5 protein-coding genes are annotated in these 8,965 nt (G+C 55.6%); 1 reads left to right on the plus strand and 4 read right to left on the minus strand.

Features of this window, described 5'->3' with window-relative positions; genetic code table 11:
• Nucleotides 1-601 precede the first annotated feature (601 nt).
• Entirely contained in the window at nucleotides 602-1,846 is a 1,245-nt protein-coding gene (locus DDE77_RS19120) for a PAN domain-containing protein (protein WP_170116552.1), read from the minus strand.
• Between the two features lie 212 nt (nucleotides 1,847-2,058).
• Here DDE77_RS19120 and DDE77_RS19125 point away from each other — a divergent pair, with 212 nt between their 5' ends.
• Nucleotides 2,059-5,607, plus strand: coding sequence for a peptidoglycan-binding domain-containing protein (locus DDE77_RS19125; protein ID WP_108399087.1), 3,549 nt, complete (start codon nucleotides 2,059-2,061; stop codon nucleotides 5,605-5,607).
• Nucleotides 5,608-5,922: 315 nt separating this feature from the next.
• Here DDE77_RS19125 and DDE77_RS19130 read toward each other — a convergent pair whose 3' ends face one another.
• The 3 genes from DDE77_RS19130 to DDE77_RS19140 all read right to left on the minus strand — a co-directional run bounded on the left by DDE77_RS19130 (nucleotide 5,923) and on the right by DDE77_RS19140 (nucleotide 8,184).
• The gene (locus tag DDE77_RS19130; protein ID WP_157959968.1) at nucleotides 5,923-6,405 is read right to left on the minus strand and encodes a hypothetical protein; all 483 of its coding nucleotides are present in this window, start codon (nucleotides 6,403-6,405) and stop codon (nucleotides 5,923-5,925) included.
• Between the two features lie 199 nt (nucleotides 6,406-6,604).
• Nucleotides 6,605-7,408 (minus strand): hypothetical protein, encoded by an 804-nt coding sequence (locus DDE77_RS19615; protein WP_157959969.1) that lies wholly within the window; start codon nucleotides 7,406-7,408, stop codon nucleotides 6,605-6,607.
• A complete protein-coding gene (locus tag DDE77_RS19140; RefSeq protein ID WP_157959970.1) occupies nucleotides 7,405-8,184 on the minus strand; it encodes a hypothetical protein in 780 nt (259 codons plus the stop codon). The genes DDE77_RS19615 and DDE77_RS19140 overlap by 4 nt, the downstream gene beginning before the upstream one ends.
• Nucleotides 8,185-8,965 lie beyond the last annotated feature (781 nt).

The following is an 8,965-nucleotide window of genomic DNA, read 5'->3' on the forward strand; positions in this document are numbered from 1 at the left end:
CACCATCCGGGCGGCCCCCAGACTGGCCAAATCGAGAAAAATCCATAGCCCCCATTCCCGTAGGTCGCGGGTTCGTTCTTCGGGGACTTTCGGGCGCCTGTCGGCAGCCGAAACTCTTCACGGGAGCTGCCCGGTAGCTTTTGGGAAAAATCAAGTTAGAGCGGACACCCGCCGCGCGTGTGCACCGCTAACCGACTTGGGCCCTGAGCGGACTAATCGGTCCATTTTCAAGTAGCGGATCAGACGCTGTAATATTGCGCCGTCCTGGCCGAAGATGCATGGCGAGGAGGCGTTGGTTAGCTTCTCGCGTGTGGAGACGCAGATCCTTAACTCCGCCTTAAGGTTCTTAGCGCAAGGCTTCGTTAATGAAGTGGTAAGGAGCACAGCTTGCGCCCAACGAACATTGCAATAGCAATTTACCTGTTCGCATGTAGTCATGCGTTCGCTGCCGAGGCGATCCAAGTTGAGCCGCAGGCTGTAGGAACGGAACAGCAAGAATCATCTGAGCAGTACCATTTTGAATGGCAGCAGCGTCTATTAGCCGTCCAACATACCTTTACAGCGTCGCTGCCTCGCATAGATAAGACAGTGACCGGCTCAATCACTCCTCAAGATCAATGACATCGAGCGGTTTGAACGACGCTCCACGTTTGATGCCGCTCGTCAATCTACTGCTGGAAAACTGCTTACCAACAGCGTGCTTCAGGTAACACTGCTTCAGCCGTGAGTCATAGGTGAATGCCCGACAAGCCGTGTTATCAACGCACGCCATCCTGCATTCACCGGGCGAGTCGATGCCTCGCTCTGGGGAACTACTAAAATCCTTCCCCGACAATCCCTGGCGCGGCAACACGTCACGCGTCGGATCGATGGCTCCGATGGAATAGGTCGCGGCGGGCTCATTCCCGGCCGGCAGGAACACACCCGACAGGGCGTTTGCATAGCCTTCCAGTCGATCAACATTTGTCTTTAGGAAACAGTTCGGCCCTCTGGTGAGATCAGGGTCGGCATTATAGGTGAAAGCCTGACACAGGTCATCCGACATGCAAGCGGCAGCGCATTGCACGACATCCCTGGTGCGCTCAGACGATCTGTCATTACCATAAAAGTCCAGCCCGCCATAGAGGACGATCCTTGGCCCGAAGGAATGATCAGCTTGAACGGGTTCGATTTCTCTGGGAGGCGGCTCTCGTGGGATCTCGGTCCGTCCGCCTTCGAACACCTTGGCGCCAGACGTGGTCGGCGGCACTATTGCCTTTGATGAGTCTGTTGTTGTGCTAACCAGCGTTCCCGCACGATTGATGGCCAGGCTCTCGATCTCGGCAGCAGAAAAGACGTACATCTCTTCATTCGGCGTACGAAGCATACGAGTGATTACCTCGGTCGGAGTGTTAAACTGCTCCAGAGCTTCGATGATGTCTGACATCGTGGTCTGCACGCCCGCAATATCTTGTTCGCCGATCATCTGATGCACGCCCAACTGTCCATCCACACGCCGTTCATTTCCCGCCAGAAAGATGAATGAGCATGCTGAAAAGCAGCTGGCATCTTCAGGAATGACCGTACTCATCCCTCGGCTATGTACCTCGTCCGCGATGATCAGGGCGCTGGCCACGTAACCGCCAGGACTGCCAAGGACGAGCACCTTTGCGTCAGGACGAGCGCTCATAGCTCTGCGGAATTCCAGCGGCGCATTTATGCCGATGTCACCATCAAGTAGGATCTGGTCTTGGAGGCTGTCAAAGACCACGAACGCGCCGATACGCTCATCAGCTACAGCTGCAATCGTTATGGCGAGCCACAGGAGCAAGCCCACCGCTTTTGCTAATCTGCTGAACATCATCATCTTCCTACCCAAGGATGATGGCCCATCCGTCATATACTGTCCATCCGAAGCAGAGGCTGCTGCATCATCCAAGGCCGATACGATCTACATCTTGTAGGTATCATTAATTGCAAATGCATTAGCTATCATCTGTTCCGGCTTGGGAAACACATTGATTTCCAGGATGACATGTAGTTGATAATCTCAAGTAGATCGCCGTGGGGGCACTTATTATGATTCCGAAGACCTGGCGGTCGGCGGCGCTTGTCGCGTTCTGTAGTTTCGCCTTTCAGCCGGCCCAGGCCCAAAGCGACGTCGATCTTCTGTTCGGTATTGCAGGCGAGCTCATTCGACAAGGTGTTCAAAGCGGCGAAATCAAGCGCCAGCGAGAACAACAGTTTCAGCAGCAGCAAGCGGCCGAAGAAGCGGAGCGGGCTTCGCAAGAAGCAGAACTGGCGGCCCGCGAGGCGTACCAGATTGAATTCTACCGCCGAACCCAGGTCGCTCTCAAAGCGCTCGGTTACTACAACATGGAAGTCGATGGCGCCACCGGTCCAGGCACACGGTCGGCCATTGCAGCGTACCAGGCGGCTTTTCGCCTACCAGGCGTATTTGGCGAGCAGCAACTTTATGACCTGGAGTGGCGTGCATCCGAGGGTTGGAGAAGCGCGGACGAGATAGATGCTGCGGAGGCGGGCGGCTTTTCTGACCGTACTGCATTCTTGAAGGCGCGGGAAGCGGGTTTCACAGACTTCGACGAGTACAGCCTAGCTGTAGCAGAAGGCTTCGCGAACGCAGATATATATTACGCCTTCCTACGGTCAGGCGCTCCGGATAAAGCAACGTTCGAGCGCGAGGCAGCAGAGCGGGCCGCTGCTGAGGAGGCAGTGGATCAATGTCTGACGGCGACGCAGGCGCAGGATTGGCCCGCTGCGTTGACCTCCTGCTATCGCGCAGCCGAGGCCAGACCGGCCGATGCGGCAGCCAAATTGGCGTTGGACACGGTACTTGCCGGTGCTCAACGCGGACTCCAAGAAGGCAACGCTCGCCTAGTCGAAAAGCGGGAGGCCCTTGCTCAACTGCTCAATGGCACAGCATCAACTTCCCGAGAAGACGTCGCCAAGCTGCGTCAGGAAGTCAACACTCTCGCCGATGATATGTTGTTCATCGAACTGCACCTGCAGGCGGGAAAGTGTGGCGATCTCGTTGCGCAACGTCAGTGGAGCGAGGCGGTCACCACATGCCGGAATAGCCCCACAGTTGACCACCTGGCGGGTGAAAAGCGTGAGCAAGCGGACCAGTTGCTGGCGCAAATAGAGGAAAATAGTGACCACGCAAACCGGGGTGCAGAAGTTGCAAGGGCTGAGGCCGCAGCAGAGGCCAACCGCTTGGCGCTTGCAGAAGGAAAGGGCAAAGCCACTGAGCTTCTTGCTGAAGTCCAAGCCTACTCAGAGGCCGGCAACCAGTTCGAGCAAGGAATTGCAGTTGCGCGCGCTATAGTGGCACTGCGTGCTGCCAATGAGACGGAAGACGCCGCATCAATCAAGCAGCATTCAGCCACCCTCCAGGCCTTGTTGGACGCGGATATCGCTTATGTTGAAGCTCAGGTGGCAATGGTCAATGCGCGTCAGCAAGCTGAGCAAACGGCCATTCTGGAGGCAAGACGCCAGGCGGAAGTTCTGGAGGCCTTCGTTCTGGATTACGTCGGACGGAACGTAACCTCAATTCACGTCCCCAAACTGCTTCCGCTCAGTGAGGCTTTGCGAAATGCCCTTGAGGAAGGCAATGCCGAGCGTATCACCACAGCGCAGGCATCCTCCCGAAAGGAATTGGACGAGCTTGGCCTGAGCTCAGACCTTTCTGAGTTTTCGAGAAGTTTCAATGCGCCGAAGGTTTCGGCCGAAGAGCTCGAACTCGCGGACGCGGAGGTGGCCAACGAAGGTCTTGCGTTGGACAATGCGGTCGCCGCATCCGAGACGTTGATAGCGTCGGTGAACAGTTTTGCTCAGGGTGGGGGCAAGTTCGTCAAGCCCATTGATGTTGCTCGCAGTCTATCTCGGTTGAAGGCCGCACTGGCCCAACCATCTCTGCCAGATCTGCAGGTCTCGTTCGATGCTTTGGCCACGCTGCTGGATGGCGATGCGAACTTTGCAGAGGCAAATGCACATCGCTCCGCCAGCAAAGACACTGCTTTGGCAAATGCTGCTGCCTTGGCAAAGGAAAAACTGACGAGCATTGATGCATTTCTGCTGTCGTACATCGAGGCGAACGTCACGGCAGACGACATTCTCAGCGCCATTGATTTGCAGATGAATGTGGAAGCTGCACTAGCAGCTCCTGCCTCCGCCGAGACGGTCAAAAGCCTCGAGACAGCCAACGCACAACTTGAAGCCATGAAGCTGGCTGCACTTCACGACGAGTTCCGCATCCAGCAAACCGCAAAGGCGGCGGTGCCGCAAGCTCCTGTTTCCGAAAATGGCGTTGCAGTGACCCTGGCCAATGCAGAACTTCTGGAGGGCGACGACGAAGATCTCCTTGTACTGCGTAACAGTGCAGCGCCGCACCTGAACTACGATCTAGTCGGGAATCTTCGGGTGGATGGCGGAGTGGCGACCACCTGCTGGTTGCATCCCATCCCCGAAAATTCAATCGCCCTGCTGATGGCACGGCAGGAACTTGGGTCCATGGGCATCGACCAGTTAGATGTTGCGCAATGCGCCGAACCGATCAAGACTGCCGATCTTGCAGTGTTGCGGCGTGGCGACTTCCTGAAATTGTCGCCAAGTGAAGCACAGCCGATCGTGGCTGCGTTTGAGGATGGTCGGCTCAAATCCTTGGTCAAGGTGACCGGCAGTGCCGCAGTGAGCGAAACCGAGCGTCTGACGGTTGAGGCTAATTCCATCGCGAGTCGCATCAAGAACAGCACGCTGCAGGGCTTCGGTCTCCTGCAGTTGACTGATGGCCGCGGTGGCATATGCCCGGTCGTGGATGATATCGCCCCGCACGGAAGTAGCCTCGCCAAACGGGCGGACCGCGTCGCGTTCCTGTTTGCGGAACCAAAGTTCTTGCAGCCGACCGACGTCGAGCAGGCCTTTGTGGCGGCGCAACGTGGTCAGTGTTCAGGCATCTATGCCGACGCGGCGGGCCTCAGGTCAATATCGGAGGCATTGAAGCATGCTGACATTGCTTTTACGACCGCGCCCGTCTGGATCGAGACCGATGAAGTCTCGAGCGAGGTGGCGCGGTTGAATGAGGAGGACGCGCTGCAGCGACAGCAGGCGCAAGCCGCGGCTGATTTGCTCGACGCCAAGACAGCTGATCAAAGATCGGAACTGGAAGTACGGCAAACCGATCTTCGGAAGGAATATGAAGAGCGTGCGACTGGTGCCAAGAAGGATATTGCCGATATTGTGAGAGAGCTCGTGGAGACGGGCAAATCCGACACACTGGCTCAGCTCTTCCCAACGACGAACCAGCACCTTCTTGGCGTGACCGCAGATAAGTGGGTCATCACAGGCACCGTTGACGAACTGGCTGACTACGGGAAAGCAACCTGGCAGGGCCGAGACGTCGAAGCTCTTCTCGTGCGGCTTCATGTCAAGCGGGAGAACGCCATCTTAGGCTTATACGCAACTGACTGCATGGTTTTGGGATATCTCGTCGATCGTGAGTTCCGAATCCACCGTGACCCGGTTGAAGCCTCATGCACAGACGCGGCATCTATTGCCAAGTGGCGGGATGGCAGAAACGTAGAGAGCGTTTGGAACCTGTTAGTCGAGTGATAGGTCAGTCCTGAACCTAAGCCTTCAGCCGCCTCTAGGTATCGGAAGCAGGATGTTGTTTGCGCCTGGAGGGGGCCGATAGCGGCTAGGCAGCTCTTGGGCATAAGCGGGCCGGAAGCAGACATCCCTCACGCGTGGCGTCCCTAACCGTTTAGAGGCGGGTATACGGCAGCGTAGGCTTACGACATAGCCAACTCGGGTCCAGGTTGAATTTGAAACACAGCATCGCAGGATCGCAACGAGACCGGGATGTAAGCGGCCGACCTAGTCTGACAGGGTAGCTATGTTCTCGATCTCCGCTAATGGAGAAAAAGCTTACGAAACACCAAGCTTCAGTACGTCCTCCACCGACGTGACTTTCTCGTAACTTACTTGCTTGCCCAGCGTAGCGGCATGCCGGTTTTTCGCTGAATTAGAAAATTGTGCATGGTTACAGAGCATCACGTCGCTGTGGTTCGGCCTGTCTGCCTCACCTGTAGCGTAGACGGCAAATGCTCTGAACTCAGGGGTAGGTTCTGGAGGTTTGGGAATTGGTGGGGCGCTTCTGGGTACGTGCATAGCGCGCGCGATCTTCGCGGGTATGCGAACGTAGCCGATGACCTCACGAGGTTCGCCTGAGGGCTTCACCTTGCCTTTGATCAGCAAGTCAATAGTCCGCTGAAACTCATCTTTGCTTGCTCGCCCTAGTCGAAGGCAAGAGGCGCCGCCGTGGATGGAGTCCTCTAGAAATGATTCCCTAACCCGCGTTTCACCATCCACCTGCTTGATGTGAATGTTGTCCACGATGAGCCTGATCAAAGTTTCATCGTCGTCAACGGGAGTGGCAGAATACGTCGAAACTTGCACTGGCTCGCAACGGCAAGCGGGCGCACGTGTGTCAACGTAGAGGCTTGCCTCGGCCTCGGGCCGCTGCGCAAATACCACTAGGCACTCCGTAGGCGCAGCATCATCTGGGGACGCTTCTAAATCCTCGTCAGCAATGGATGCCATCGGCAACCTACAAATAACGCTGGAGCTCGGGGGGTAACGCCGCTCCTGAAAACCCTGCAAGATCTAGATCTAAATAGGTTTCGCCTTGATCAACGTTCGCGAAGATTGCACCGTCTTCAGTAAACTCTAGACGCAGAGACGCAGTGTTTGTCCTAATTTCAAGAACGGCGTGTCCATTAGAAAACAGTAAAGGCGCAACTTCCTTCAGATTAGCACCGGGGGAGATGCACGACAGGAAGAGCTTCGCAAACTTGAAGGAATTGTTAGACGGTGCCTGTGAACGAGGTCCATTCCAGCCGGCTTCATACTGGCTCAGGTAATCAAGCTGCTTGTGAGCTTCACTCACAATGTTACTCTCGGAGTTTGAAGCAAATGCGTTGCTCCAAGCTTGCACATCCCCAAAAACGGCAGGGGCCGAGAAAAACACGTCGCGCTCATAGTCGAATGCATCGGGCTTATACACCGCAGTCATCACTGCAGGGTAGTATTCAGCGATAGCAGTTGAGATTTGCTGAAAGCGGCGGCGCCAAGCATCGCTCACAGTGCGAAATGCGCTTTCACTACCGTCACCATATATCGTTCCATTCTTTTGGGAAAAATGGACGTATGTAACAACGTTCAAGTGAGAAGGGCTTGGCATCGAGACGTCGCCTGCCGATGGGGCCGAAACACCAAGAGCATTACGAATGGCCGTGCCGGCAGTGAAGCCAATCGGGCTTTTAGCTAAACTCCAACCTCCTGAACGGAGGTTGTATGGTTTACCCACAGGCGCAGACGATGAGTTATTCACGCGTGCGAGCGTCGTGGTCATGATTGCAAAGCCTTAAGGCTTCCCTCGTTTCGAAGATGCAACGCTTCTTCGATGAATTCTTTCCAAATTGCAGTCTGCTCTTCCGGACTAAATGTCCGCCCGGTAGTCGCCACTGTATTTAAATCGATCGCGAAGTGCGAAAATGCAACCTCGTTACCCACATTAACTGGGATACCAGGCAATCCGTTGCCCATCGTGATACTTATCTGCTGAGCGATTGCTGTTGACGCTCGCACAAGACGGTTCATCTGGGTCCCAGGAAGCGACCTGAATTCTCTTCGCTTGTTCAGTTGCAGCGAAAAGTCCAAAGTGCCTTCCAAATCAATCCCTTCAATTTGCACATCCAGATTGTTCAATGCTTCGCTGATATCAGCGGCACGCCGCTGCAGATTGACGACAAGGGCTTGCCGAAGAACCTCGCTAATAGAGGCAGAAACAGTTGAGGCGCTTTCGGCTAGCGATGTAAGGAGGCCCGCAGTATCTTCAATCTCAGTGTTGGCTTCAGCTGTTTCCGGGACAGAAGATATAGACAAATCCACTCGACCAGGCAGGACCGCAACTTGCGTCTGAACACTATTCAGAACGCCGTTTGCGACTGAAAGGAAGGGCGACGCGGGATTAGGTGCCTTGTTGGTCTGCACCGTATCCGCTTCGCGTCCAAAAACGCTTTCGTAAACCGCAGCTGCTCTAACGGAGTTGCTGGCTGGTGTGAACCATACCAGCAAAACGCTTTGTGCTTCCCACGCCGACATGGAACAATTGCCCTCTTTCAGCAACTTCTGTCCCAGTTTATGCGATCATGCAAGCCCATCCGATCATCAACGTCAACTGCTTGATCTTTGAACGGTGCGGCGGACGTGGCGCAAGCATCGCCGTGCTGCAGAATGACACCCCGGGGCATGGCCGGGGCTATGACAATTGCGTATTTGCCCCCGCCTTCGCTCCGACTTTTGGGGAGCCGATGAGGTTGTGAGTGAGCCTACATCACCTCTAAATTCGTTGTGCTGTGCCTTTTTGCGTTTATATGGTCAAACTGGTCTGAGCGCGGCATTGATTGTGGGCGCGTCACATTGAGTGCTAACCACTAGGTAATCCGACCGACCGCTTTCAGGAAATCGGACGGCTTCCTGAACGGCCGATATGGGGCGCATTGCGGTCGAAGTACAGTAGCCTGCTGAACGGCCGCTTTCCCGGCTTGGGCGCCCAGAAGCGGTCGGGCAGCTTGCTAGCCCATCTCTGTCAATCCAAGGTCACGGAAAGCTTCTCGAAAGCCGTCGTTCCAAGCCTCGAAGTAAGTCGCTACTCAGCACCCGGACGGCAGCAGCTGAAACGTGCCGGAAAGCTCAATATTGATCGAAACGTATCCCTGGTTCCTGCCGTCGAAACGATTGGCGCAGCAACCGAGCAAACCATCGCATTGGCGTACGTGCGGCTAGACAGGTCTCAGGGCGCTGGCCCGCCCAAGGGGCTCCGAACCGGTGAGGCGGAGGTTTCAGGGCCGAATCTCTGCCTCTATTGGCTTTCCGCCAATGGTGGATCAGCGCGGTGCTGCTCCGG

This window comes from Devosia submarina (assembly GCF_003056345.1).
GTDB classification, from domain to species: domain Bacteria; phylum Pseudomonadota; class Alphaproteobacteria; order Rhizobiales; family Devosiaceae; genus Devosia; species Devosia submarina.